The organism is Streptomyces sp. NPDC101776, from assembly GCF_044766845.1.
GTDB lineage: Bacteria > Actinomycetota > Actinomycetes > Streptomycetales > Streptomycetaceae > Streptomyces.
The window spans coordinates 627,950-652,307 of sequence record NZ_JBIWMV010000003.1; the positions used below are offsets into that span (position 1 = coordinate 627,950).

At 69.1% G+C, this 24,358-nt stretch carries 21 protein-coding genes and 1 pseudogene; 10 read left to right on the top strand and 12 right to left on the bottom strand.

Translation table 11 applies throughout. From position 1 onward, the window contains the following. Positions 1-2 precede the first annotated feature (2 nt). Positions 3-1,103, top strand: coding sequence for an acetamidase/formamidase family protein (locus ACIRRY_RS14515; RefSeq protein ID WP_403972004.1), 1,101 nt, complete (start codon positions 3-5; stop codon positions 1,101-1,103). Positions 1,104-1,371: 268 nt separating this feature from the next. On the opposite strand, the gene ACIRRY_RS14520 is transcribed toward ACIRRY_RS14515, so the two are convergent. Both ACIRRY_RS14520 and ACIRRY_RS14525 read right to left on the bottom strand, forming a co-directional pair. Continuing rightward, a complete protein-coding gene (locus ACIRRY_RS14520) occupies positions 1,372-1,917 on the bottom strand; it encodes a sugar phosphate isomerase/epimerase family protein (protein WP_403972006.1) in 546 nt (181 codons plus the stop codon). Further along, the gene (locus ACIRRY_RS14525; RefSeq protein WP_403972008.1) at positions 1,914-2,540 is read right to left on the bottom strand and encodes a TetR/AcrR family transcriptional regulator; all 627 of its coding nucleotides are present in this window, start codon (positions 2,538-2,540) and stop codon (positions 1,914-1,916) included. Before ACIRRY_RS14525 ends, ACIRRY_RS14520 begins: the two co-directional genes overlap by 4 nt. A gap of 426 nt (positions 2,541-2,966) precedes the next feature. Between ACIRRY_RS14525 and ACIRRY_RS14530 the strand changes: the two genes are divergently transcribed. From ACIRRY_RS14530 to ACIRRY_RS14545, 4 genes are read left to right on the top strand one after another with little or no spacing between them, the layout of a single operon-like run. Further along, complete coding sequence (locus ACIRRY_RS14530; RefSeq protein WP_403972010.1) at positions 2,967-4,559, top strand: ABC transporter substrate-binding protein; 1,593 nt, start codon at positions 2,967-2,969, stop codon at positions 4,557-4,559. A 10-nt stretch (positions 4,560-4,569) separates the two neighbouring features. Continuing rightward, positions 4,570-5,514 (top strand): ABC transporter permease, encoded by a 945-nt coding sequence (locus ACIRRY_RS14535; protein ID WP_403972012.1) that lies wholly within the window; start codon positions 4,570-4,572, stop codon positions 5,512-5,514. Beyond that, positions 5,511-7,271, top strand: coding sequence for an ATP-binding cassette domain-containing protein (locus ACIRRY_RS14540; RefSeq protein ID WP_403972014.1), 1,761 nt, complete (start codon positions 5,511-5,513; stop codon positions 7,269-7,271). The genes ACIRRY_RS14535 and ACIRRY_RS14540 overlap by 4 nt, the downstream gene beginning before the upstream one ends. After that, a complete protein-coding gene (locus ACIRRY_RS14545) occupies positions 7,268-8,083 on the top strand; it encodes an ATP-binding cassette domain-containing protein (RefSeq protein ID WP_403972016.1) in 816 nt (271 codons plus the stop codon). The genes ACIRRY_RS14540 and ACIRRY_RS14545 overlap by 4 nt, the downstream gene beginning before the upstream one ends. A gap of 266 nt (positions 8,084-8,349) precedes the next feature. Here the strand turns inward: ACIRRY_RS14545 and ACIRRY_RS14550 are convergent, their stop codons facing one another. Further along, the gene (locus ACIRRY_RS14550; protein WP_403972018.1) at positions 8,350-8,589 is read right to left on the bottom strand and encodes a hypothetical protein; all 240 of its coding nucleotides are present in this window, start codon (positions 8,587-8,589) and stop codon (positions 8,350-8,352) included. 707 nt (positions 8,590-9,296) lie between these two features. On the opposite strand from ACIRRY_RS14550, the gene ACIRRY_RS14555 reads away from it, so the two are divergent. The 5 genes from ACIRRY_RS14555 to ACIRRY_RS14575 are packed head-to-tail and all read left to right on the top strand — an operon-like array spanning position 9,297 to position 14,365. Then, on the top strand, positions 9,297-10,301 hold the full coding sequence (locus ACIRRY_RS14555) for a sugar ABC transporter substrate-binding protein (protein ID WP_403972020.1): 1,005 nt from the start codon (positions 9,297-9,299) through the stop codon (positions 10,299-10,301). Then, positions 10,301-11,377, top strand: coding sequence for an ABC transporter permease (locus tag ACIRRY_RS14560; protein ID WP_403972022.1), 1,077 nt, complete (start codon positions 10,301-10,303; stop codon positions 11,375-11,377). Before ACIRRY_RS14555 ends, ACIRRY_RS14560 begins: the two co-directional genes overlap by 1 nt. A gap of 5 nt (positions 11,378-11,382) precedes the next feature. After that, positions 11,383-12,294 carry an ATP-binding cassette domain-containing protein gene (locus tag ACIRRY_RS14565; protein WP_403972024.1) on the top strand — a complete coding sequence of 304 codons (912 nt, stop codon included), beginning with the start codon at positions 11,383-11,385 and terminating at the stop codon, positions 12,292-12,294. Continuing rightward, positions 12,291-13,289 (top strand): Gfo/Idh/MocA family oxidoreductase, encoded by a 999-nt coding sequence (locus ACIRRY_RS14570; protein ID WP_403972026.1) that lies wholly within the window; start codon positions 12,291-12,293, stop codon positions 13,287-13,289. The genes ACIRRY_RS14565 and ACIRRY_RS14570 overlap by 4 nt, the downstream gene beginning before the upstream one ends. 2 nt (positions 13,290-13,291) lie before the next feature. After that, positions 13,292-14,365, top strand: coding sequence for a Gfo/Idh/MocA family protein (locus tag ACIRRY_RS14575; RefSeq protein WP_403972028.1), 1,074 nt, complete (start codon positions 13,292-13,294; stop codon positions 14,363-14,365). 7 nt (positions 14,366-14,372) lie between these two features. On the opposite strand, the pseudogene ACIRRY_RS14580 reads toward ACIRRY_RS14575, so the two are convergent. The 9 genes and pseudogenes from ACIRRY_RS14580 to iolC all read right to left on the bottom strand — a co-directional run. Beyond that, positions 14,373-14,839 (bottom strand): annotated as a pseudogene (locus tag ACIRRY_RS14580) (substrate-binding domain-containing protein); the annotation flags it as partial. 181 nt (positions 14,840-15,020) lie between these two features. Further along, on the bottom strand, positions 15,021-15,887 hold the full coding sequence (locus ACIRRY_RS14585) for a sugar phosphate isomerase/epimerase family protein (RefSeq protein WP_403972030.1): 867 nt from the start codon (positions 15,885-15,887) through the stop codon (positions 15,021-15,023). Next, entirely contained in the window at positions 15,884-16,900 is a 1,017-nt protein-coding gene (locus ACIRRY_RS14590; protein ID WP_403972032.1) for a Gfo/Idh/MocA family oxidoreductase, read from the bottom strand. Before ACIRRY_RS14590 ends, ACIRRY_RS14585 begins: the two co-directional genes overlap by 4 nt. A 203-nt stretch (positions 16,901-17,103) precedes the next feature. Then, positions 17,104-18,054: a TIM barrel protein gene (locus tag ACIRRY_RS14595; RefSeq protein WP_403972034.1), complete on the bottom strand. Its 951-nt coding sequence runs from the start codon at positions 18,052-18,054 to the stop codon at positions 17,104-17,106. Between the two features lie 29 nt (positions 18,055-18,083). Then, entirely contained in the window at positions 18,084-19,580 is a 1,497-nt protein-coding gene (locus ACIRRY_RS14600) for a CoA-acylating methylmalonate-semialdehyde dehydrogenase (protein ID WP_403972036.1), read from the bottom strand. A 29-nt stretch (positions 19,581-19,609) separates the two neighbouring features. Next, positions 19,610-21,487: a 3D-(3,5/4)-trihydroxycyclohexane-1,2-dione acylhydrolase (decyclizing) gene (gene iolD, locus ACIRRY_RS14605; protein WP_403972038.1), complete on the bottom strand. Its 1,878-nt coding sequence runs from the start codon at positions 21,485-21,487 to the stop codon at positions 19,610-19,612. After that, the gene (iolB, locus tag ACIRRY_RS14610) at positions 21,487-22,353 is read right to left on the bottom strand and encodes a 5-deoxy-glucuronate isomerase (RefSeq protein ID WP_403972040.1); all 867 of its coding nucleotides are present in this window, start codon (positions 22,351-22,353) and stop codon (positions 21,487-21,489) included. The genes iolD and iolB overlap by 1 nt, the downstream gene beginning before the upstream one ends. Further along, complete coding sequence (locus ACIRRY_RS14615; RefSeq protein WP_403972042.1) at positions 22,350-23,222, bottom strand: aldolase; 873 nt, start codon at positions 23,220-23,222, stop codon at positions 22,350-22,352. Before ACIRRY_RS14615 ends, iolB begins: the two co-directional genes overlap by 4 nt. Positions 23,223-23,226: 4 nt before the next feature. Next, the gene (iolC, locus tag ACIRRY_RS14620) at positions 23,227-24,219 is read right to left on the bottom strand and encodes a 5-dehydro-2-deoxygluconokinase (protein WP_403972285.1); all 993 of its coding nucleotides are present in this window, start codon (positions 24,217-24,219) and stop codon (positions 23,227-23,229) included. Between the last annotated feature and the right edge of the window lie 139 nt (positions 24,220-24,358).

Sequence of the window (24,358 nt, forward strand, 5' to 3'; positions counted from 1 at the left end):
ACATGCTCCAGCCCGGCCGGGGCCCCGTCGACGGCGACCACTACCTCACCGCCGACCCCGGGCTCGTGCACTGGGGGCACCTGCCCAACGCCACGGCCGAGCCCGTCCTGACCGTCGGCTCCGGCGAGACCGTCACCGTCGACACCATCAGCCACGAGGGGATCCTCGCCGACCAGGGCCGTGACCCCACCGCCTTCTTCGCCGCCGCCGGCATCCCCGCGGCGGGCCTGCTCCAGGACGCCGTCGAACTGGCCGCTTCCGCCCGCGACCACGACCCCGCCGTGCACGGACCGCATGTGGTCACCGGACCCGTGGCGCTGCGCGGCGCCCGGCCGGGCGACGTACTGGAGATCGAGGTGCTACAACTGCGCCGCAGAGCCCCGTACGGAGTGATCAGCAACCGCCACGGCAAAGGCGCGCTGCCCGGCGAATACCCCCTGCTTCCCGCCGGAGCACCGCCCGACGCCCCCGCGCCCACCGTCAGTCTCGTCGCGACCGTCGACGCGGGCGGACTCGGACGGCTGCCCACGGGCGACGGCCGCCATCTCTCGTTCCCGCTGCGCCCCTTCCTGGGCATCATGGGCGTGGCCCCCGCCACCGAAGCGGCCGTTCACTCGGTGCCGCCCGGCCGCCACGGCGGCAACCTCGACGTCCGCCATCTCGGCACCGGCGCCCGCCTCTTCCTGCCCGTCCAGGTGCCCGGCGCCCTCTTCTACGCGGGCGACCCGCACTTCTCCCAGGGCGACGGAGAGGTGGCACTCACCGCCTTCGAAGCACCACTGCGCGCGACCCTGCGGCTGACTCTGCACACCGACCGCGCCACCCGGTCGCTGGCCGCCCGGCTGCGCGCCCCCTTCGCCGAGACGGAGACGGAACACCTCGTCCTGGGCCTCGACCCTGACCTCGACGAGGCGATGCGGCACGCCGTCCGCGACGCCCTGACCCTGCTCACCGACCGGTACGCCGTGCCGGGCCCGGTCGGCCTGGCCTACCTCAGCGCCGCCGCCGACTTCCATGTCTCCCAGGTGGTGGACGGCGTCAAGGGCGTGCACGGCCGACTGTCCAAAGCCGATCTCTCATCATTGAACCCACCCCTGTGGTGATCCGCCCACACCACCCGTGCCAGCCCCATGACCAGCACGTTCAGGGGGAATAACGCTCATACCCTGCTGATGCGCGGTGGCGTCTCCCTCGTCGGAGGCGGGGACGTCCCGATCAGCCACCAGGCGCCGTCGTCCCGCGACGATCTACCCGTCCGCGCCGACGCACGCGCGTCGCGGTCGTCCGACCTGTACGACGCAGGCGCACAGCGGACAGCAGGCTGGGGTCAGACGACCAAATCCGTCCACCGGGTGCGGCGGCGACGGGCGGTCATGTACGGCGTCGGCCGGTCACGCGCAAGCCCGGACCGGACCGGACCGGCACAGACCTCACATCCTGTCCACCGTCTCCTCGGCGTTCGGGCAGCCGGGCCCATTCGAAGTGATGGTTGTGGTACCCGAGCCGGATCCCCGCTCCGGCCAGTTCCCGTGCGGCCGCGTTGAGACGGCCGGCGAAGGCGCGTATGCCGTCGTGGCTCTCCAGGGCCCGCACGTCGAAGCCGTCCACGAGCCACGGAATCGGCACGAAGGCGGTGTCCATGCCGAGGATGCGGCAGGTCTCGATCGCGGACGCCTGGCTGTCGGCCGAGACAGCGATGTGCACCGCGCTGACGCCGAGATTCGCCTCGTCCAGATCCGCCCGCAACGCGCGTGCGGAGGACGCCAGTTCGTCAGGAGGCGTGCTCCACAGGCCGAGGGCGAACGGCACGACATGGCGGAAGCCGAGCGCGGCAAGGCGCGAGAGGGTACCGGGGCGGTCGGCTTGCAGAGCCTCGATCACGCTGTACAGCTGAACGGCGAGGATGCCGGGACTCATACTTCGTCCTCAGGTTCCGCGGGTCTACGGGTCCGCGGGAAGGTCATACGCATGAAGGACCGGATCGGGCCGACGATGTCGAGCTCCTGGTCGAGCAGCCACTGCAACTGAAGGCCGTTGAGCACGGCTTGCAGCAGGGTGGCAGCGTGGTCGGGGCAGAGCGCCGCATGGAGTTCGCCGCGTTCGTCCTTCCCGAGCATGCCCCGGGCGAACTGGTCGCGTCCCCAGGCGTAGCGCTGCGCGAAGTAGCCGTGCGCGGGGTGCTCCGGGCGGGAGGCGGCCGCCGCGAGCTCGATCCACAGGCGCATCAGTTCGGGGGCCTTCTGGTGGTGGCGCAGCATGTCGCCGAGGTAGGGCGCGAGATGGTCCATGTCGGACACCTGCGCCTCGGCGTACCGCCGTTCCTCGGCATCGCGTTCGGCGAGCACGGCGGCCAGCAGGTCGTCCTTGTTGCGGAAGTGATGCAGCAACCCGGCGTGGGTGATGCCGGCTCGTTCGGCGATGTCGCGCAGCGAAGCCTTCGTGAATCCGTGTTCCGCGAAGCTCTCGCGAGCCGCCCGGACGATCTCGGCCCGTCTGGCGGGGGTCTTGGTGTACGGGCCGCGGGCCTTGGCCTGGGTCACAGTGCGCTTCCTCTTCCCGGATCCCGCATGACGCTACAAAAACCTTCCAAGCCTTAGATTTTCATTGCCTGCCCGGAGTGTGGGCGGCGACCGCCGCGAGCGCAAGGGGCGGGGCGCGACGATTTCGCGCCAGGTAACGCTCTGATTACGAACGAGGCCTCCCATCTTCCCGCGCCTTCCGCCGGGGCTTACCTTCCGAGTGAAATTCAACCACGTGGTAACTGTTCACATGACGGGACCCACCGGCGGATCCGCGACCGCTCCACCGTCCCTGTGCACCACCCGCATGCCGGCCTCACGGGGCTCCGCCGCACACCCCCACATGTGCATCGGCCAACTCGTGCACCCCATGCATGACCACGCCCACATACCGACGCACTGACGAAGGCCTCGGCTCTTCAGGTTCCAGGACGAAGGAATCCGCCCATGCGTATCCGCTTCTCGCATTCCCGGCCCACGCCACGGCCACGACAGCGCTCACAGGCCCTTGCCGCCGCCGTGACCGTCACCCTGCTGGCAACAGCCACAGCCGCGTGTGACACCGCCCCGGCCGCCACGTCGAGCTCCGGCGCCGACGCGACCCTCTCGCTGTCCATCCTCGGCACGCCCAACTCGTTCGACCCCGCCCAGCTCATCGAGGGCCAGCAGACCTACGTCTGGGATTCGATCTTCGACACGCTGCTCCTCCAGGACAACAAGGGCGTACTCCACCCCGGCGCGGCCCAGAGCTGGTCGTACTCGAAGGACGGTCTCGCCCTCACGCTGAAGATCCGCCAGGGCATGAAGTTCAGCTCCGGCGATCCCGTCGACGCGAACGCGGTGAAGGCCACCCTGGAGCGGATCCGGTCGACACCCGGGCAGAGCCAGCTGTCGCTGGCCTCCGTCTCCTCGGTCGAGACCCCCGACCCCGCGACGGTCCTCATCAAGCTCAAGCGGCCCGACGCCTCGCTGCTCGCCGCGCTGTCGACATCGCCCGGCGTGATCGGCGACCCGAAGACGATGGCTGCGAAGAGCTCCATCCTGAACCCGGTCGGCTCGGGTCCCTACACCCTCGACACCAAAACCACGGTCAACGGCTCGGTCTACGTCCTCAAGAAGCGCGACGACTACTGGAACAGGAAGGCGTATCCGTTCAAGACGGTCAAGATCCGCGTGATCACCGACCCGACCGCCTCGGCCAACGCCCTCAAGGCGGGCGAGACCAACGCCGGTACCGTCGACGTCTCTCAGATCTCCGCGATCAAGGCGGCCGGCTTCCAGATCTCGCACGTGCAGGCCACCGCGGGCGCCTTCCTCGTCCTCGGCGACCGCGCGGGCAGCAAGCTGAAGCCGCTCGGCGACCTGCGCGTACGCAAGGCCATCAACATGGCCTTCGACCGACAGAAGATCGTCACCCAGATGCTGCGGGGATCCGGCAAGGCCACCGACCAGTTGTTCAACCCGCAGGGCGGGGCTTACGACGAATCGCTCAACAAGCTGTACCCCTATGACGTCGCCGGGGCCAAGAAGCTCCTCGCCAACGCCGGCTACCCCAAGGGGTTCTCCGTCACCATGCCGAGCCTCGTCTTCACCAAGAGTTTCGAGCCGATCTTCACCCAGGCCCTCGCCGACATCGGCGTCAAGGTGACCTGGGAGCCGGTGCCCGCGCAGCAGACCACCACCGCCGTCGCCTCGGGCAAGTACCCGATGTTCCTGCTCGTGGAGGGCCTCGCCTCCGACGCCGTCATGACCCGCAGCTTCTACACCCCGGCCGGCTTCCGCAACGTCTTCCGCTCCACCGACCCGAAGCTGACCGACCTGCTCGGCCAGGCCTCCCGGGAACTCGACCCCGCGAAGTCCGCCGGGATCTACCGGGAGATCAACCAGTTCGGCGTCGAGCAGGCGTGGCTGGCGCCCGTCTTCTACCTCGGTACCGACTGGGCCACCAAGAAGGGCATCACCTATCTCGGTGACGGCTCCTCCACCATGGCCACCATCCGCCAGTTCGGCGTGGCCGGCTCCTCGCAGTCCGGCGGGTGAGCAGTCCACCATGACGCTCTATGTGCTGCGTCGCCTGACTGCGGGCCTCGTGCTCGCGGTCCTGGTGACCATGATCACGTTCACACTGCTCAGCACATCCTTCGACGATGTCGCGAGCAGTGTCCTCGGCAACGGCGCCACCCCGCACCAGATCGCCGCCCAGAAGGCACAGATGGGCCTCGACCGCCCCTTGGCGGCGCAGTACGGTGACTGGCTCGCGCACGCGGTCCGCGGCGACCTCGGCACCTCGTACTTCACCAGCGAACCGGTCCGCTCGGCCATCACCGCCCGGCTCGGCGTCACCCTGTCGATCGTCGTCGTCGCGCTGCTCGCCACCTCCCTCATCAGCGTCGCCCTCGGGGTGGCCGCCGCCGCGCGCGGCGGCGCCGTCGACCGGTTCGCACAGGGCGCCGCGATGATCGGCTACCTCGTCCCGAGCCTGCTCGTCGCCATCGCACTGGTCTACGTGTTCGCCGTCAAGTTGCACGTGTTCCCGGCCACCGGATACACCACCTTCAGCGAGAGCCCGAGCCGCTGGGCCAGCTCCATCGCCATCCCGGTGGTCGCCCTGATGATGGGCGGGATCGCCAGCCTGACCTCGCAGATCCGCGGCGCCATGATCGGCGAACTGCACAAGGACTACGTCCGCACCCTGCGCACCCGGGGCATCCCCACCCGCTCCATCGTCCTGCGGCACGCCCTGCGCAACGCCGCGGGTCCGGCCCTGACGGTGCTGTCCCTGGAGTTCATCCAGATGCTCGGCGGGGCCCTGATCATCGAGCAGATCTTCGCGCTGCCGGGCTTCGGGCAGTACGCGTTCAACGCCTCCCTGCAGGGCGACGTGCCGATCATCATGGGCATCAGTCTCTTCGGCGTGCTGCTCGTCGTGGTCGTCAACCTCGTCGTCGACCTGCTGGGCGGCTGGCTCAACCCGAAGGCGAGGACGGTCAGTTGACCACCACACACAAGGAAGGGCGGCGCCGCTCGGCGCTCCGGCACCTGATCGCCGACCCGCAGGCCGTCATCAGCGCGAGCCTGCTGATCGTCGTCGTCCTGCTGGGGCTCCTCGCACCCGTCCTCACCGAGCACGGTGCGAACGAGGCGAAGCTGGACGCCGTCAACGCCGGCGTCGGCGACCACGGCTACCTGCTCGGCGGGGACAAGAGCGGCCGCGACATCTTCGCCAGGCTGCTGTTCTCCATCAACACGAGCGTGGTCTCGGCGCTCATCGGCGCGAGCATCGGCCTCGCGATCGGGATTACGTCCGGGCTGGTCGGCGGCTACTTCGGGAAGCGGGTCCACGGCGTCACCGAATGGCTCTTCAGCCTGGTCATGACGTTCCCCGGACTGCTCGTACTCATCATCCTGATGCCGGTCACCAAGGGCGACTACCGGGCCACCATGGTCGTCTTCGGCGTCCTGCTCTCCCCCGGCATCTACCGGCTCGTACGCAATCTGGTTCTCGGCGTGAAGAACGAGCTCTTCGTCGACGCCGCCCGGGTCTCGGGACTGCCCGACCGCCGCATCCTGCGACGGCACGTGTTCGCCGTGGTGCGCGGCCCGGTGATCATCGCCACCGCGTTCCTCGCCGGTTCCTCCATCGCCGTCCAGTCGGGCCTGGCCTTCCTGGGCGTCGGCTCGAACACCGTGCCGAGCTTCGGCGCGATGATCTCCGAGGGCTTCACCAACTTGTACGAGGAGCCGCTTCAGTTCCTGTGGCCGAGCCTCGTTCTCGGCATCATCACCGCTTCGCTGGTGCTCCTGGGGAACTCGCTGCGGGATGCCTTGGAGGGCGGGCGCCCCAAGCCGGTCCGTATCGTGACCGCCACCGGGTACCGGCCGCCGGCCGCGGAAGGGGACGCCGTCACCGGACTGCTCACCGTCGACGACCTGGCGATCGCCTACCCGGGCCCCGACGGTGAACTGAAGGAGGTCGTCAGCGGCGTCACCCTGAGCGTGGCGGCCGGGGAGACCCTCGGTCTGGTCGGCGAGTCCGGCTCCGGCAAGACACAGACCGCGTTCGCCGCGCTCGGCGTGCTGCCCGCGGAGGCGGTCGTCACACGCGGCTCGGTCCGGCTCGACGGCCGCGAGCTGCTCGGCCTGAGCGAGCGCGAACTGCGCGCGGTACGAGGCACATCCATCGCCTACGTCCCCCAGGAACCCATGTCCAACCTGGACCCGTCCTCCACGGTGGGCGCACAGCTCGTGGAGGGCCTGCGCGCGGCGACGCCCATGTCGAGGGGCGAGGCCCGCAAACGGCTCCTGGCGCTCCTCGCCCGGGTCGGCATACCCGACCCCGAACGCACCTTCCGGTCCTACCCGCACCAGATCTCCGGCGGCATGGCACAGCGCGTCCTCATCGCGGGTGCCGTGGCGAGCCGTCCCCTGCTGCTCATCGCCGACGAACCGACCACCGCTCTCGACGTGACCGTCCAGGCGGAGATCCTCGATCTGCTGCGCGATCTCCAACAGGAACTGAACATGGCTGTGCTGCTCGTGACCCACAACTTCGGCGTGGTCGCGGACATCTGCGGCCGCGTCGCCGTCATGCGAGAGGGCACGGTCGTCGAAACCGGCACGGCGGAAGAGCTGTTCGCCGCGCCGAAGCACCCCTACACGCGCATGCTCCTGGACGCGATCCTCGATGAGACCGCACTGCGCACCGACCCGCCGGCCGCCCCCGCGGACGTGCTCGAGACGGAGACCCGATGACCACACTGCTGGAGGTGAGCGACCTGCGCGTCACCTACCCGGGGCGGGGCTTCCGAGCCCGCCCCCACGAGGTCCTGCACGCTGTCTCGCTCACCGTGGGGCAGGGCGAGACCCTGGGTGTCGTAGGCGAGTCGGGGTCGGGCAAGACGACCATCGGCCGATCCGTGCTCGGCCTGGTGGCGCCCAGCGGAGGCACAGTCCGATTCCAGGGCCACGACATCACCCACGCCGGGCGGAAAGAGCGCCGCGCCCTGGCCCGGGACATCCAGGTGGTCTTCCAGGACCCGTACTCCTCCCTCAACCCGGCCCTCACCATCGGCGACATCCTCAGCGAACCGCTGATCGTGCAGGGTGCCGCCGCGAGTGCGGCCCGGACCCGGGTCACGGAGTTGCTCGACCAGGTGGGACTGCCGAAGGACGCCTCGCAGCGACTTCCGCGGGAGTTCAGCGGCGGCCAACGGCAGCGCGTCGCGATCGCTCGCGCCCTCGCGCCCGCCCCACGGCTCGTCGTCTGCGACGAACCGGTCTCCGCGCTCGACCTCACCACCCAGGCCCGCGTCCTCGATCTGCTCATCGACATCCAGCGGCGCACCGGCGTCGCCTACCTGTTCATCTCGCACGACCTCGCGGTCATCCGGCACATCAGCCACCGCGTGAGCGTCATCCACCGAGGCGACATCGTCGAGACCGGCCCAGCAGGCGACGTCACCACGAGCCCCGAACACCCCTACACGCAAAGACTGTTGCTGGCCGCCCCGGTCGCGAACCCGGCCGAACAGCGTCGGCGGCGCGGGGCCCGGCAACTCCTGTGATCCACTCGCCGTACCACCGAGCCGGTGTCCGTCACGGCGGGTGGGACCCGGCGGCGAGCGGCTGGAAGCCGTACCGATTAGCAAAGAGGCCGGGCTACCGGGGGCGAAGCGCACGATCAGGATCAGCAGGATTCCTTCGATGACTACGGACTCACCCGTCTGCTGTTCCTGAAGCAGACGGGTGAGTCCGTAGTAGGCGACGCCCACGCCGACGACGGGTCCGAGTACCGTGCCCACGCCGCCGACCACGGCCATGAGCACTTCCTTCAGGCCAGCAGGGTCGCCCGAGCGGAAGTTCCGTCCAGCCGCGATCGTGTGGCAGAGCGCGTAATACGCGCTCTCGTGTAGCCAGCGTTCGTGGTAGGACGCGGTACCGCCACAGCGGGACAGCGGCGGGCGTCGGTCAGGCTGGTGACCAGCCGGTAGGAGCCGGTGAACACGGTGTTGTCGTCACAGGTCACCGTGATCTCCGCGTCGATGATCCGGACCTTGACGGTGCCGATCACCGATAAGTAAGACCCCTCAGCGAGTCGGGCCAGGACGGGGGGTGCACCGATTGCTGGGTCACCGGCCCAGTACCTGGGCACCGGTCGCGATCACCCCGTCGAGGGAGGCGTTGGCGTCGAAGGCCTTGCCTCACAGCACCAGCATGTCCGCCTTCAAAAGGTGCAGCAGGCGGCCGGTGTATGCGGTCTCGCCCTCGTCGGTGGGGCCGAAAACTCACCGATCCAGGATCCCGCCCCCGTCTCGACCAGCGTCATCAACTCCAGCGTGGAATAGCCGTGATGAGCTGTCCGTCCGAGCCAGGCCCGGTTGCGCGAATCAAGCACCCCCAGCAAGCTGCAGCCGTCGACCGAGACCGTCCGGTACATACCGGACCGAACCCCCGGCGTCGTCGGACGAGCCAGGAGCCCCGCGAGCGCCCCGAACAGCTGCTCAATTCCATTCCGAACACTTTGTTGGTACGTCCTGACAAACCTGTTGACATCCCTGCAGGGCGGCTCCATAGTCTCACCAACTAGAGCGCGCTACTAAAGCGCTCCAGTCGCTACTCAGGCAGTCCACACCTACGGCTGCCACAGAAGAACGAGCCGCCACGCACGGCCCAGACACACACCGCGTCGCCACACGGCAATCACCCGTCAGCCGCCGCCGGACGCGGTTCCGCTCACCGCAGACTCCACCCCGACAAGCACAGCGAGGTGCAAGGGACATGCACAGAAACCACCGAGCCGCCATTCTCACCGCCACCGTCCTCGCCGGGACCCTGCTCGCCGCCGGCTGTTCCAGCAGCTCGGGCGGCAAGAAGTCCGAGGAAGGAAGTGCGGACGCCTCGGCAGGCAAGGCCACGACCCCGCGCATGACCGTGGCCATGGTCACCCACGCCTCCCCCGGCGACACCTTCTGGGACCTGGTCCGCAAGGGCGCCCAGGCCGCGGCCGCCAAGGACAACATCAAGCTCGTCTACTCCAGCGACCCCAGTGCCGGCAACCAGGCCAACCTGGTGCAGAACGCGATCGACCAGAAGGTCGACGGCATCGCGCTCACTGCTGCCAAGCCGGACGCCCTGAAGGATGTCGTGGCCAAGGCCAAGACGGCAGGCATCCCCGTCGTCGGTTTCAACTCCGGTGTCAGTGACTGGAAGAAGCTCGGCATGCTGGAGTACTTCGGCCAGGACGAGAACATCGCCGGCCAGGCCTTCGGCCAGCGCCTCAATCAACTCGGCGCCAAGCACGCCCTCTGCGTCATCCAGGAACAGGGCCAGGTCGCCCTGGAGGCCCGCTGCGCCGGCTTGAAGAAGGGCTTCAGCGGCAAGACCGACATCCTCTACGTCAACGGCACGGACATGCCGTCGGTGAAGTCGACGCTCACCGCCAAGCTCACGCAGGACAAGTCCATCGATCAGGTGGTGACCCTGGGCGCCCCGATCGCACTGACGGCAGTCCAGTCGCTGTCCGACGCGAACAGCAAGGCCAAGCTCGCCACCTTCGACCTCAACAAGGATCTGGTCAAGGCCATCCAGGACGGCACGATCGAGTTCGCGGTCGACCAACAGCCCTATCTGCAAGGCTACTTGGCTGTGGATGCCCTGTGGCTCTACAAGACGAACGGCAACTTCAGCGGTGGCAGCAGTGCGCCCGTCCTCACGGGCCCGGCCTTCATCGACAAGACCAATGTCGATGCGGTGGCGAAGTTCGCCGCCAACGGAACCCGGTGATGAGCATGACCCAACAGGCTGAGCCGGCGGTGACCACACCGCCGGCCCCCGGCCCCCGGACGACAGATGGCCGCACCGCTGAACGGCCTCTGATGATGCGGCTGTTGGCGCGCCCCGAGGTGGGTGTCTTCCTCGGCGCCGCCGCCGTGTACGTGTTCTTCCTGATCGCCGCTCCACCGGTGCGGGACGGCGCATCGATGGCGAACATCCTCTACGGATCGTCGACCATCGGCATCATGGCCCTGCCGGTCGCCCTGCTCATGATCGGCGGCGAGTTCGACCTCTCCGCCGGTGTCGCCGTCATCACCTCCGCGCTGACCGCGGCCATGCTCAGCTACCAGCTCACCACGAACGTGTGGGTCGGCGTGATCGCCGCCCTGGTGGTGTCGCTGGGGGTCGGGTTCCTCAACGGCTGGCTGGTGGTCAAGACCGGCCTGCCGAGCTTCCTGGTCACACTGGGAAGCTTCCTGATCCTTCAGGGCGTCAACCTCGCCGTGACGAAACTGGTCACCGGAAACGTCGCCACCGACGACATCAGCAACATGGACGGCTTCGGCCAGGCCAAGAAGGTCTTCGCGTCGTCCTTCGACGTCGGCGGCGCGCAGGTGAAGATCACCATCGTTTGGTGGCTGGTGTTCGCGGCCATCGCCACCTGGGTGCTGCTGCGCACGAAGTACGGCAACTGGATCTTCGCGGTCGGCGGCAACAAGGACTCCGCGCGGGCCGTCGGTGTCCCCGTCGCGTTCACGAAGATCTCGCTGTTCATGCTGGTCGGCTTCGGCGCCTGGTTCATCGGGATGCATCAGCTGTTCTCCTTCAACACGGTGCAGTCCGGTGAGGGTGTCGGCCAGGAGCTGATCTTCATCTCGGCGGCGGTGATCGGTGGTTGTCTGCTGACCGGCGGCGCCGGTTCCGCGATCGGCCCGGTCTTCGGGGCGTTCATGTTCGGCATGGTCCAGCAGGGCATCGTCTACGCCGGCTGGAACCCCGACTGGTTCAAGGCGTTCCTGGGCGTGATGCTGCTCGGCGCCGTCCTGATCAATCTGTGGGTGCAGCGCACCGCGACCCGGAGGTGACCTACATGACCGACAACACGACCAGCACCCACGGTGCGATCCTGACCGACACCGTGCCCGAGGGCGGCGACCACCCGCTTGTCCAACTGCGCAACGCGGGCAAGTCGTACGGCAACGTCCGTGCCCTGCACGGTGTCGACCTCGCCGTTCGCCCGAGCCAGGTGACCTGTGTGCTGGGTGACAACGGTGCGGGCAAGTCGACGCTGATCAAAATCATCTCCGGGCTGCACCAGCACACCGAGGGCGAGTTCCTCGTCGACGGCGAACCGGTGCACTTCACCACCCCCCGGCAGGCGTTGGACAAGGGCATCGCGACGGTCTACCAGGACCTGGCGGTCGTGCCGCTGATGCCGGTGTGGCGCAACTTCTTCCTCGGCTCCGAGATGACCAGCGGCCCCTGGCCGTTCCGGCGCCTCGACATCGAGCGGATGAAGAAGACGGCGGACGAGGAACTGCGCAACATGGGCATCGTCCTGGACAACCTCGACCAGCCCATCGGCACCCTCTCCGGCGGCCAGCGCCAGTGCGTCGCCATCGCCCGCGCCGTCTACTTCGGCGCCCGCGTCCTCATCCTCGACGAACCCACCGCCGCCCTCGGCGTCAAGCAGTCCGGTGTGGTCCTCAAGTACGTGGCAGCGGCCCGCGAACGCGGACTCGGGGTCATCTTCATCACCCACAACCCCCACCACGCCTACATGGTCGGCGACCACTTCAGCGTGCTGCGCCTGGGCACGATGGAACTCTCCGCCGAGCGCAGCGACATCACCCTCGAAGAGCTCACCAACCACATGGCCGGCGGCACCGAACTCGCCGCCCTCAAGCACGAGTTGTCCCAGGTCCGCGGCGTCGACGTCGAAGAACTCCCCGAGGAGACGGACCTCAAGGCCTCTGCGAGCAAGGCCGGGTCCGAGGCATGAGCACCCTGCGGATCGGAGTGATCGGCGCCGGCAACATGGGCGCCGATCACGCGAAGACCCTGCATCGTCATGTCTCCGGCGCCGTGGTCACCATGGTCGCCGACCTCGACGAGGGACGGGCCACCGGCGTCGCCGGTGCCCTCCCGGGCGCCCGCGCCACTGGCGACCCGTACGCGGTGATCGCCGACCCGGAGGTCGACGCCGTCGTCGTGGCCTCACACGACTCCACCCACGCCGACCTGTCCATCGCGGCCGTACGGGCCGGAAAACCCGTACTGTGCGAGAAACCTCTCGCACCCACCGTCGGCGCATGTCTCCGTGTCGTGCGCGAGGAGCAAAGGACCGGCCGACCACTGATCTCGCTGGGTTTCATGCGCCGCTTCGACCCGGCCTACGTGGAACTGCGCGAGGCGCTGACCGTCGGCGCCTGCGGGGCGCCCCTGCTGCTGCACTGCGTCAGCCGAGGGGTCTCCTCCGCGCCCGGGGCCACTGACGAGTCGAGCATCACCGGATCGGCGATCCATGAGTTCGACACCGTGCCCTGGCTGCTCGACTCCACTGTCGTGGAGGTTAGTTGGCATGCTTCGCGCTCCGCGTCGGCGGTGACCGGGCTGCGCGACCCGCACCTGATGCTGCTGCGCACCGCGGACGGTGTCCTGACGACCGTCGAGGTGTTCCTCAACGCCACGTACGGATACGACGTCCGCTGCGAAGTCGTGGGCGAGCATGGCACGTTGGCCCTGGCCAATCCCGCCCGGCTGATCGCCGACTCGGCCCGGACCCGCTCCCAGGGCTACCCGGCCGACTGGCGGCCCCGGTTCGCCGACGCCTACCGCCTCGAACTCCAGGCCTGGACCGACGCCGTGGCGACTGGCGGTCCGCCGCCACTCGCCACGGCGCGCGACGGTCTGCTGGCCGGCGCGGTGGCCGAGGCCGCCATCACGTCCATGAAGAACGGGGGCCGGACCATCGCCGTCCAGGTTCCGGAGGTCTGAACATGCCCACCTTCCCCAGCGCCCTGCCCGCTCCGCGTACCCCGGCCCCGGAGGACGCCCCCTCCCTGCGCTGGGGCGTCCTGGGTACCGGCTGGATCGCCGAACGCTTCGTGCGTTCCGTGCAGTGCCACACCCGCCAGCGCTTCACGGCCGTCGCCTCCCGCGACGCCTCCCGCGCAAGGGAGTTCGCGGACCGCCACGGCATCGCTCATTCCTACGGTTCCTACGAGGAGTTGGCCGCGGCGGCGGACGTCGACGTCGTCTACGTCGCCACCGAACACACGGCCCACCTGGCCTGTGCCCGGATCGCCCTTGAAGGCGGCAAGCACACACTGGTGGAGAAGCCGCTCGGCCTGAACGCCGTCCAGGCCACCGAGATCGCCCAACTCGCAGCGGAACGCGGCCTGTTCTGCGCCGAGGCCCTGTGGAGTTTCTTCCTTCCCAGGTTCGATGTCGTCCGGCAGGTCCTCGACTCCGGCGCCCTCGGCGATGTCCGCACGGTGCTGGCCGACTGCGGCGAGCACTTCGCCGCCGGGCATCGTATTCTCCGCCCCGATCTGGCGGGCGGTCCCCTTCTCGATCTGGGCACCTATCCCGTCGCCTTCGCCGCTTCGGTGCTCGGCTCACCTGTGGAGGTGCTGGCCTCCGCGCAGGCGCACCCGGCGGGTGTCAACGGCCAGACCTCCGCCCTCCTCCAAGGCGCCGACGGCGCTCAGGGCATCCTCCACACCACCCTCTTCAGCGACACGCCCACAACAGCCACCATCGCCGGAACTCACGCCACGCTGCAGCTGCCCGGCCCCTTCTACCAGCCCGGCGACATCGTCCTCACCATCGCGGGAAGCGGCACGCGACTTATGTACACCGAACCGCACACCGCCCATGACGCGCTGCACTTCGAGGCCGCGGAGGTGGCCCGCCGTATCACCGAAGGCCGACTCCAATCCCCGCTGCGCCCGTTGCGCGACTCCGTGGCCACACTGAAGGTGATGGACGAAATCCGACGGCAGGGCGACATCCACTTCCAGGGAGAGGAGGGGAGCGGGGCAGCGGGAATCCCTCTCGATGCCGCCTGACGACCGCTCAGCCCGTCGGCGATGGCGGTGCACTGGTCCCTCGCACTACGAGTTTCGGCTCGACCAACGCTTCGCGCATCTCCCGTTGGGGGTCCTTCCGGCGTTCCACCGCGAAACTCACCGTGTGCCCGGCCATGGGCCCCGCGTCCTGGCGCACGGTGGTCAGGCCGATCGGCATCAGGTGGGAGAGATCGCTGTCGTCGTAGCGATCACGGACAGGTCCCACGGAGCCTCGATGCCCGCCCGGGTCAGGGACTTCAACAGGCCCGTCACACTGCGGTCGTTGCCCGCGAGGACCCCGGGCAACGGCCGCCCCTCGTCGCGCTCCGCCACCGGCAGCCGGCCGGTCTCGATGCCGGACCGCTCGGTGTGCTCAGCGGGGATGGTCCGCTCCCCGGCCTCCAGTCCGTGCCGGCGCATCGCGGCCCGGTAGGCACGCCGGCGCTCAGCCGAACCCGGACCGCGTCCGCCGTCAAAGCGACGCAGGCCAGGCGTCCGCCACCGCGCCGAGCTCTTCGGACGCCGACAACAGTTGCACCATGGCCGACCCCCGACTGCTGCGTCGCCGAAGCTGCCCGACGCCGCTGGACTGGAATGCCGCAGTGCCCGGCGTCCGCAGGCGGACGTCGGGCGCTGCCGGATTCCGGCGGATGGATCACACGGCGAGTTCCTTGGTGATCCGGTCGAGCATGAACGCCGAGGATTCGTGGGCGCGTTCCTCCCAGGCGAAGACGCAGGCGGTGGCGACGCCGTCGAAGTTCAGTTCGCGCAGGGTGCCGAAGAAGGCGTCCCAGTCGACCTCGCCCTGGCCGATGTCGAGGTGCTGGTGGATACGCGCGGTGGTGCCGGGCGGGTTGAGGATGTAGCGCAGTCCGGAGGAGCCCTTGTGGTTGAAGGAGTCGGCGATGTGCACGTGCCGTAGCTTGTCGCCGGCGTAGCGCATCATCGCCGCGATGTCGGCCGTCGGGTCCGTGCCCGAGAGGTGGAAGGAATGGGGCGCGCAGTAGAGGTAGTTCACCCAGGGTTTGTTGATCGCGCGGACCAGGTCGACGGCCGGGGTGTTCTCCTCACAGAAGTCGTCCGGGTGGGCCTCCAGGTTCAGGGCGATGCCTTCGCGCTCGAAGACCGGCAGCAGCTCCTCCAGTGAGCGCCAGAACGCGGCTTCGCTCTCGGCGGCTCGCTCGGGGCGGCCGTTGAACTCCGAGTTCATCAGGGGACATTCAAGGACCGCGGTGATCTCGATCATCCGCCTCCAGTAGCGAACGGCGGACTGCCGCTCGGTCTCGTCGGGCGAGGACCACTTGTACAGCGGCAGCACCGACGACAGCTTCACGCCGTGCGCGCGCAGCGAGTTCTTCAGTTCCGCGATGCGCTCGTCGTCCGCCCGTGGGTGCAGGAAGAACGGCATGAAGTCGTCGCGCGGCGACAACTCGATGTACTCGTAGCCGAGTTCGGCCACGGTGCGGACCATGTCGTCGATCGGCAGGGCGCGGAACATGTACGGGTCGAGGGCGATCTTCATGCGGTGCCTCCGTAGAGGGTCGGGCGGGGCTTGAGGTCCGTGGCGACGACGCGGCCCGACTCCAGGGCCTCGACGGTCGCGCTGGTGATGACGGTGGCGGCGTAGCCGTCCCAGGCGGAGGGGCCCGTGGGCTCGTCGCCGGCGGCGATGCCCGCGATCCACTCGCGGAACTCGGTGTCGAAGGCGTCCCGGAAGCGCCCCACCCAGTCCGTGAGTACTTCGGTGCTGTGCTGAGCGGCGGTCCGGACACCCACGGTGGCCGGGTCGGGCAGCCGTACGAGGCCCTCCTCGCCGACCGCCTCGCACTGGATGTCGTAGCCGTACTGGCAGTTGACGAAGACCTCCAGATCGATCCGGACGCCCTTCGCCGTCTCGAAGAGCATGATCTGCGGGTCCTTGAGGTGCGCGAACCGCTTGCTGGTGGCGCGCGGGGTGACCACCTGCGTGGAGACGATCTCGTCGTCCAGCAGCCAGCGCAGCACGTCCACCTCGTGTACCGCCGTGTCCAGGGCCGCCATCGAGGAGGTGTACGACTCCGGCACGGTCGGGTTGCGGTGGGCGCAGTGCACGATCAGCGGTGCACCGATGCGGCCGGAGTCGATCACCTGTTTCATCTGGCGGTAGCCGACGTCGTAGCGGCGCATGAAGCCGACCTGGACGAGGCGGCGACCGCCCGCCGCCTCCGCCTCGATGATCTTCAGGCAGTCCTCGGCGGTGGTGGCGAGGGGCTTCTCGCAGAACACCGGTTTCCCGGCGGCTATCGCGTTCAGCACGTGCTCGGCGTGGGTCGGGCCCCATGACGTCACGAGGACGGCGTCCACGTCGTCCGCCGCGATGAGTTCGGCACCGTTCGCGTACACCCGGGCGCCGACCGGCGCCGCCGCCTCGTCGGCGCGGGCGGCGTCGATGTCGGTGACCGCGGTGATCCGGGCTCCGGTGACGGTGTGGGTGAGGCGTCGGATGTGCTCGTGGCCGATCCAGCCGGCACCGATGACTCCTACACGTACGGTCATGGTCATTCCTTCAAGAGGGGTCAGGAGAAGCGCGCCCGGAGTTCGGCTTCGAGGGTTTCGAGGGTGCGGCCCCTGGTCTCGGGGACGTGGAGCTTGACGAAGGTGATCGAGAAGACGCCCGCAGTCGGGAGACGGCGGGCGGGGCGTCGTCCGTGAGGGCGGGGTGCCCGGGTGGCGTCGTCCCCGGCCTCCCCGGCCGTCTCCTAGCGGTCGTCGTTCGGGCGTCGGGTGCCCGTCAGGCCGCACTCGGCCAGGTGTTCACGGGTGCTGGTCGCGATGGGAAGCGGCACCTCGGGAGCGCACGGGTACAGGTCTTGCTCGACGATCACGAACAACTCGGCGTCGAGCTGGGCGAGTTCGGCCACGACGTCGGCGGGCTTGGGCACGCCGGCGGGCGGCGACACGCACACCCCGCGCTTGACGGCCTCGCCGAACGAGAGGTCCTCTGCGGCCACCTGGGCGAGGATCTCCGGGTCCATCTGCTTGATGTGGACGTAGCCCATCCGCTCGCCGAACCGGCGGATCAGGTCCAGGTTGTCGCCGCCGCCGTAGGCCACATGACCGGTGTCGAGGCAGAGGTTGGTGTAACGGCCGTCCGACTCGTTCAGCAGCCGCTCGATCTCCGGCTGGGTCTGGATGTGGCTGTCGGCGTGCGGGTGGATCACCAGCCGGACGTCGTACTCGTCGAGGAGCAGCTTGCCCAGCCGGTCGGCGGCCCTGCCGAAGCCCGCCCACTGCTCGGCGGTCAACTCGGGCGACTCGGTGAACGCGCCGGTCTTCTCGTCCCGGTACATGGGAGGGATGAAGACGAGGTGGTGGGCGCCCGCGGCAGCGGTCAGCGTGGCGACCTGCCGGACGTGCGCGAGCATCTCGTCCCACGCCTCCGGGCGGTGCAGCGCGCCGAAGGCCGTACCGCCGGAGACCTGGAGCCCGCGAGCGTCCAGCTCCTCCTTCAGCCGCCGGGGGTCGATGGGGAGGTAGCCGTACGGGCCGAGCTCCAGCCACTTGTAACCGGCCTGCACGAGCTCGTCGAGGAAACGGGTGTACGACACCTGGTGCTCGTCCTCGGGGAACCAGACGCCCCAGGAGTCGGGGGCGGAGCCCAGGCAGAGGTTGCCCGCTGTGATGCGGAGCGGAGATGGCGCCGTAGCCATGGCGTGTCCTTCGGGAAAGGGGACGGAGGTCAGTTGGAGGTGGGGAAGCTGAAGCCGGCGGTGACCTGCTGGGCGGGCTGGGGCCAGCGGGTGGTGACGACCTTGGGGCGGGTGTAGAAGCGGATGCCTTCGGGGCCGTGGATGGGGTTGTCGCCGATGAGGGAGTCCTTCCAGCCGCCGAAGGAGTAGTAGGACATCGGGACCGGCACCGGCACGTTGATGCCGATCATGCCGACCTTGATCTTGCGCTGGAAGGTGCGGGCGGCTTCGCCGGAGGCGGTGAACAGGGCGGTGCCGTTGCCGTAGGGGTTGGCGTTGATCAGCTCGATGGCCTGGTCGAGGCTTTCTGCGCGGACGATCGCGAGGACCGGGCCGAAGAGCTCCACCTTGTAGGCGTCCATCTCGGTGGTGACATGGTCCAGGAGAGAGGGGCCGGTGAAGAAGCCGTCCTCGTGCCCGTCCACCTTCAGCCCACGGCCGTCGACCACCACGGTGGCGCCCTGCGTCTGGGCGGTGCCGACCGCGTTCTCCACGCGCTCCTGGGCGGCCTTGGTGACGAGGGGACCCATGTCGGTACCGGGGGCGTTACCGGGGCCGACCTTGATCTCGTCGGCCTTGCGGGTGAGGATCTCCACCAGGTCGTCGGCGGCGTCGCCCACCGCCACGGCCACCGAGACGGCCATGCAGCGCTCGCCCGCGGAGCCGTAGGCGCCGGCGGTGATGTGGTTGGCGGCGAACTCCAGGTCGGCGTCGGGGAGGACGACGGCGTGGTTCTTGGCGCCGCCGAGGGCCTGGACCCGCTTGCCGTGCGAAGTCGCCTGCTCGTGCACGTACTTGGCGATCGGCGTGGAACCGACGAAGGAGACGGCTTCGATGCCGGGGTGGGTGAGGATGGCGTCGACGGCGTCCTTGCCGCCGTGCACGACATTGAACACGCCGTCGGGCAGACCGGCCCGCTTGTACAGGTCGGCGACGAAGTTGGCGGCCGAGGGGTCACGCTCGCTGGGCTTCAGGATGAAGGTGTTGCCGGTCGCGATGGCGATCGGGTGCATCCACAGGGGCACCATGGCCGGGAAGTTGAAGGGCGTGATGCCGGCGACGACACCGAGCGGCTGGCGGAAGTTGTGCACGTCCACACCGCGGGAGACCTGGTCGGAGAAAGAGCCCTTGAGGACGTCGCCGAGGCCGCAGGCGAACTCCACGACTTCGCGACCCCGGGTGATCTCGCCGCGGGCGTCGTCGACGGTCTTGCCGTGCTCGGCGGAGATGATCCGGCCGAGCTCCTCCTCGTGCTCCACGAGGAGCTGGCGGAAGGCGAACATGACCTGGGTGCGCTGGGTGAGGGAGGACTCCGACCAGGTCTCGAAGGCGCGGGTGGCGGCCCGGACCGCGGAGTCGATGTCGGCGGTGGTGCCGAGGACCACCCGGGCCTGTTCGGCGCCGGTGGCCGGGTTGAACACCGGCTGCGTGGCCGAGCCGGAGCCCGGTGCGGAGGAGCCGTTGATCCAGTGCTCGATGGTCTTCACGGTGCGGGTTTCCTTTGCGGCGAAGGGAGCTACAGGTAGTGGTGCTGGGCCTGCTTCCGGGCGGCGTACGTCTCGTACGCGCTGCGGGTGGTGTCCAGGGCCGATGTCTGGCTGACCGGGACGTCCCACCAGCCGTGGCCGGGCGGGTTGGGCCCGTACAGGTCGGTCTCGACATGCACCACGGTGGTGCGGCTCGCCGCCTTGGCCTTCTCCATCGCGGAGCGGAACTCGTCGACGGTGGCGGCGTGCAGGACGTCGGCGCCGAGCGAAGAGGCGTTCATCGCCAGGTCGACGGGCAGGACGTCCCCGTCGAGGAGGCCCGAACTACCGTCCCGGTAGCGGTACTTGGTGCCGAACCGCTGGGAGCCCAGCGACTCCGAGAGCGCGCCGATGGAGGCGAAGCCGTGGTTCTGCACGAGGACGACGATGACCTTGAGCCCCTCGGAGACCATGGTCACGATCTCCTGGGCCATCATCAGATAGGAGCCGTCACCGACGAGGACGACGACCTCCCGCGACGGGTCGGCCATTTTCGCGCCGACGCCGGCGGCCACCTCGTAGCCCATGCAGGAGTAGGCGTACTCGACGTGGTAGGCCTTGGGATCCCGGGCCCGCCACAGCTGTTGAAGATCGCCGGGCATGGAGCCGGCCGCGTTGATGACGACGGCCCGGTCGTCCAGGACGTCGTTGAGGGCGCCGAGGATCTCCGTCTGGGCGGGCAGCGGGCCGTGGCCGAGGTTGAAGCACCGGTCTTCGATCTCCCGTGTACGGGCGATGAGTTCACGGGTGCGCTCGCGGTACTCCGGGTCGACCTCCCAGTCCGTCAGCGCGCCTGCGAGAGCCTGGACGCCGAGCCGGGCGTCGGCGACCAGCGGTTGTGCCGAGTGCTTGACGGCGTCCAAGCGGGCGACGTTGAGGTTGACGAACGCGACGTCCGGATTGCCGAAGACGGTGTGGCTGGCCGTCGTGAAGTCGGAGTAGCGCGTGCCGATGCCGAGGACGACGTCGGCTTCCCGCGCCAGCTCGTTCGCCGCGTACGACCCGGTCGAGCCGATGCCACCCACCGCGTAAGGGTGGTCCCACGGCACCGCGCCCTTGCCCGCGTGGGTGTCGGCGACCGGGATACCGGTGGCCTCGGCGAAGGCCCGCAGGGCGGTCTCCGCGCCGGAGTACACGGCCCCGCCGCCCGCCACGATCAGCGGCCTGCGCGCCCCGCGCAGCAGACGGGCGGCCCGCTCGATCGCGGCCGGTTCCGGCACCGGACGGCCCACATGCCACACCCGGCGCCGGAAGAAGGAGACCGGCCAGTCGTACACCTCGGCCTGTACGTCCTGTGGCAGCGAGAGCGTGACCGCGCCGGTCTCCACCGGGTCGGTGAGCACTCGCATCGCTGCCAGCGCGGCCGGGATCAGTTGCTCGGGGCGGGAGACGCGGTCGAAGTACTTCGACACGGCGCGGAAGGCGTCGTTGACGGTGACGTCCCCGCCCCGTGAGTCCTCCAGCTGCTGCAGGACGGGGTCGGCGGCGCGGGTGGCGAACATGTCGGAGGGCAGCAGGAGCACGGGCAGCCGGTTGGTGGTGGCCAGCGCCGCGCCGGTGATCATGTTGGTGGAGCCGGGACCGGTGGAGGCGGTGCAGGCGAAGGTGGCCAGCCGGTCGCGCATCTTCGCGTAGGCGACGGAGGCGTGGACCATGCCCTGCTCGTTGCGGGCCAGGTAGTACGGCAGGTCGGCCTCGCCGGTGGTGGCGGCCTGGAGCAGGGCCTGCCCGATGCCGGCGACGTTGCCGTGGCCGAAGATGCCCCACACGCCGGGGACGAGCCGCTGTTCCTGGCCGTCGCGCTCGCTGTACTGGTTGGCGAGGAAGCGCACCAGTGCCTGGGCGGTGGTGAGTCGGACGGTGGTCATCAGTTCTCTCCGAAGGGCAGCCGGTCATCGACGTCCTGGGTGGACCATGTGGTCCGCACCCAGCCGTGGGCGGGGTCGTCGCAGATCAGCCAGGCGCGGTCCTGGCCTGGACCGGCCATGACGTTGAGGTAGTAGAGGTCGTAGCCGGGCGCCGCGATCGAGGGGCCGTGCCAGCCGTGCGGGATCAGCACGGTGTCCCCGGATCGCACTTCGGCCAGCACGTCGATGGGCCGCTCGGGGGTGCCGTAGACCCGCTGGTAGCCGAAGCCGTTCCCGTCGCCGGAGACCTGGAAGTAGTAGATCTCCTCCAGCTCGGATTCCTGGTCGGGCAGCGCCTGGTCGTGCTTGTGCGGTGGGTACGACGACCAGTTGCCGCCCGGCGTGAGCACCTCGCACACCAGCAGTTGCTCCGCCTCGAAGGTGCCAGGCAGGCAGTAGTTGTTGACCTGCCGTGAGCACGCCCCCGCACCGCGCAGTTCCACGGGGACGTCCTCCTTGGGCCCGTACCGAGCGGAGAGTGAGCTCCGCTCGGTACGGGCGGAGGGCAGCGCGAACAGACCTCCCTGCGCACTGCTGATCTGCGCCTCCGACTCGGGAGGCAGATAGGCGAAGTCGGTGACCGAGGCGAATACACCTGTCCGGCCTTCGAGTTCGAAGTGCTGTCCGGCGACCGTGACGGTGCATCCGCCTGCCAGTGGCAGCACCAGGAACTCCGAGTCCCCAGTGGACAGGGTGTGCGCCTGGCCCGGCTTCAGGGTCAGGATCCTGAGGCCGGAGTATCCCCACCCCGCCGACTCGGGTGTGACCACGAGGTCGTAGGGACCGTCGGCTGAAGTCCCCTTCGGCAGGTGGTACTTGCTGCTCACAGCAGGCTCACCGCCTTGTCGACCGCGCCGGCGACGTCGCCGCCCGCGGGATAGAGCAGGGAGCGGCCGACGACCAGACCCTGCGCGGTGGGCTGCCTCAGGGCCTTGCCCCATGAGGCGAACGCGGCCTCTGGATCCTTGACCTCACCGCCGAGCAGCAACGCGGGGAGAGTGGAGGAGGCCAGGACACGCTCCATGTCCTGGACGACGGGGAGCTTGAGCCAGGTGTAGGCGGTGCGACGACCCAGTCCCGAGGCGATGGAGATCGACTTGACGACGGCGTCGGTCGAAAGATCGTTGCGGATCTTCCCGCCCTGCCACACCGAGAGGAACGGCTCGACCATGGCGATGAGGTGCCGGTCGTTGAGCTCGTTGACCGCTCGAGCCGTCTCGGACAGGGCGGCCGGGGTCGCCGGGTCCTCCAGCGCGATCCGGGTGAGCATCTTGCCGCCGTCGAAGCCCATCGCGGCGATGGTCTCAGCGTCGTAGCCGGTGAACCGGTCGTCGACCTCGAACACCGAACCCGCCAGCCCGGCGCGGTTCATCGAGCCGAAGACGCTCTTGCCGTCCAGGACGCCGAGCAGCAGCAGGTCTTCCAGGATGTCGGCCGTGCTCAGGACTCCCGTGACGCCGGGGCGCTCCAGGGCGACGCAGAGGCGGTCGAGGAGCTCGAAACGGTCGGCCATGGCCATCGGCTCGCCGCCGATGCCGTTGGCGCCGCGCGCGGGATGGTCCGCCGCGATGATCATCGCCTTGCCGTGGGTGCCGAGGAGCGAGGAGGCTTTCACACGGCGTGCGGCGGCCGCTGCGATCGCGCCGGGGTCGTTGACCCGGACGTTCACGATCCGGCTCAGGTTGTCGGACAGCACGTCGTCACACCTCTCGCTGAGAGTCGTCGGGGGTACCGGCGGTCGCGGGGTGGAGCTTCGCCTCCACCTCGGCTGCGGTCGGCATGGCGTCGGAGCAGGACAGGCGGCCCGCGACGATGGCGCCGGCAGCGTTGGCGAAGGCGACCGTGCGGCGGGTCTCCCAGCCGGACAGCAGCCCGTGGCACAGCGCCCCGCCGAAGGCGTCACCGGCACCCAGTCCGTTGACCACGACCACCGGGACCGGCGGGATCTCGACCGCCTGACCGTCCCGGTCCATGGCCAGGACACCCTTCGGGCCCTGCTTCACCACGGCCAGCTCGACGCCGACAGCGAGCAGTGCCTTAGCGGCCGCGTACGGCTCGCGCTCGCCGGTGGCGACCTCGCACTCGTCGAGATTGCCGACGGCCACGGTGGTGTGCCGCAGTGCCTCCGTGTAGTACGCACGCGCCTGGTTCGCGTCGGCCCGGGCTGCGTCTTTCCAAAACATCGGCCGCCAGTCAAGGTCGAACACTGTCGGGCCGGACTTCGCTCGGTGCGCCAGCGCGGCGAGCGTCGCCGACCGGCTCGGCTCCTCGCTCAGCCCGGTCCCGGTGACCCAGAAGATCCGTGCGTCGCGGATCGCGTCCAGGTCCAGTTCTCCCGGCTGGATGTCCAGGTCGGGGGCCTTGGGCAGCCGGTAGAAGTACAGCGGAAAATCGTCCGGAGGGAAGATCTCGCAGAACGTCACCGGGGTTGGCGCGATGTCCGACGTGCCGACGAACCGGCTGTCCACGCCGTACCCGTCCAGGGCCGTGCGCACGAAATCCCCGAACGGGTCGCGGCCCGTCTTGGTGATCACGGCGGCGGAGTGGCCGTAACGAGCGGCGGCCACGGCCACATTGGTCGGACTGCCGCCGAGGTACTTGCCGAACGAGGTGACCTCCGCCAGCCCCACGCCGGTTTGGAAGGGATACACATCCACCCCCACACGGCCCATGGTCAGCATTTCGAACGGCATCACGCTGGTTTTTCCCTTTCGTGCCAGAGACGGAGACTCTCACCGGATATGCTGACGCGCTCTACTAGCGCGCTCTAGTCTGTGTACGATGACCCCTGTCCAAATGTCATGTCAATACCCTGTTGCCGGGAGATTTCGA

Coding starts and splice junctions, on each gene's coding strand:
- ACIRRY_RS14515 (WP_403972004.1), top strand. CDS start 3: ATGCTCCAGCCCGGCCGGGGCCCCGTCGACGGCGACCACTACCTCACC.
- ACIRRY_RS14535 (WP_403972012.1), top strand. CDS start 4,570: ATGACGCTCTATGTGCTGCGTCGCCTGACTGCGGGCCTCGTGCTCGCG.
- iolC (WP_403972285.1), bottom strand. CDS start 24,219: ATGCCGTTCGAAATGCTGACCATGGGCCGTGTGGGGGTGGATGTGTAT.
- ACIRRY_RS14585 (WP_403972030.1), bottom strand. CDS start 15,887: ATGAAGATCGCCCTCGACCCGTACATGTTCCGCGCCCTGCCGATCGAC.
- ACIRRY_RS14560 (WP_403972022.1), top strand. CDS start 10,301: ATGAGCATGACCCAACAGGCTGAGCCGGCGGTGACCACACCGCCGGCC.
- ACIRRY_RS14590 (WP_403972032.1), bottom strand. CDS start 16,900: ATGACCGTACGTGTAGGAGTCATCGGTGCCGGCTGGATCGGCCACGAG.
- ACIRRY_RS14520 (WP_403972006.1), bottom strand. CDS start 1,917: ATGAGTCCCGGCATCCTCGCCGTTCAGCTGTACAGCGTGATCGAGGCT.
- ACIRRY_RS14570 (WP_403972026.1), top strand. CDS start 12,291: ATGAGCACCCTGCGGATCGGAGTGATCGGCGCCGGCAACATGGGCGCC.
- iolD (WP_403972038.1), bottom strand. CDS start 21,487: ATGACCACCGTCCGACTCACCACCGCCCAGGCACTGGTGCGCTTCCTC.
- ACIRRY_RS14575 (WP_403972028.1), top strand. CDS start 13,292: ATGCCCACCTTCCCCAGCGCCCTGCCCGCTCCGCGTACCCCGGCCCCG.
- ACIRRY_RS14595 (WP_403972034.1), bottom strand. CDS start 18,054: ATGGCTACGGCGCCATCTCCGCTCCGCATCACAGCGGGCAACCTCTGC.
- ACIRRY_RS14545 (WP_403972016.1), top strand. CDS start 7,268: ATGACCACACTGCTGGAGGTGAGCGACCTGCGCGTCACCTACCCGGGG.
- ACIRRY_RS14530 (WP_403972010.1), top strand. CDS start 2,967: ATGCGTATCCGCTTCTCGCATTCCCGGCCCACGCCACGGCCACGACAG.
- ACIRRY_RS14565 (WP_403972024.1), top strand. CDS start 11,383: ATGACCGACAACACGACCAGCACCCACGGTGCGATCCTGACCGACACC.
- ACIRRY_RS14555 (WP_403972020.1), top strand. CDS start 9,297: ATGCACAGAAACCACCGAGCCGCCATTCTCACCGCCACCGTCCTCGCC.